The sequence below is a fragment of the Paraburkholderia sp. J94 genome, from assembly GCF_905220285.1.
Taxonomy (GTDB): domain Bacteria; phylum Pseudomonadota; class Gammaproteobacteria; order Burkholderiales; family Burkholderiaceae; genus Paraburkholderia; species Paraburkholderia tropica_A.
The window spans coordinates 1-395 of record NZ_CAJMZH010000062.1; the positions used below are offsets into that span (position 1 = coordinate 1).

1 protein-coding gene is annotated in these 395 nt (G+C 60.0%); it reads right to left on the reverse strand.

Features of this window, described 5'->3' with window-relative positions; all coding sequences use genetic code 11:
* Positions 1–395: catalase (locus U4Y88_RS37650; protein WP_321790148.1), on the reverse strand; the 395-nt coding region annotated here is incomplete at both ends.

Below are 395 nucleotides of genomic sequence, written 5' to 3' on the forward strand. Positions count from 1 at the left end.
TCGCGGTCCTGCGCCACCACCTGCGCGGCTTCGGCATCGGTGTAGTTCTCCACGCCCTGCGCCGACTTGAAGTGGAACTTCACGTAGAAGCGCTCGTTGTTCGCGTTGATGAACGAGAACGTGTGCGAACCGAAGCCGTGCTGCTGGCGATAGTTCTTCGGAATGCCGCGGTCGCTCATGAGGATCGTCACCTGATGGAGCGATTCGGGATGGCGCGACCAGAAGTCCCACGCCGCCACGTTGCTACGCATGTTGGTGCGCGGATCGCGTTTTTGCGTGTGGATGAAGTCCGGGAACTTGAGCGGATCGCGGATGAAGAACACCGGCGTGTTATTGCCGACGATGTCCCAGTTGCCCTCTTCCGTGTAGAACTTGATCGAGAAGCCGCGCACGTC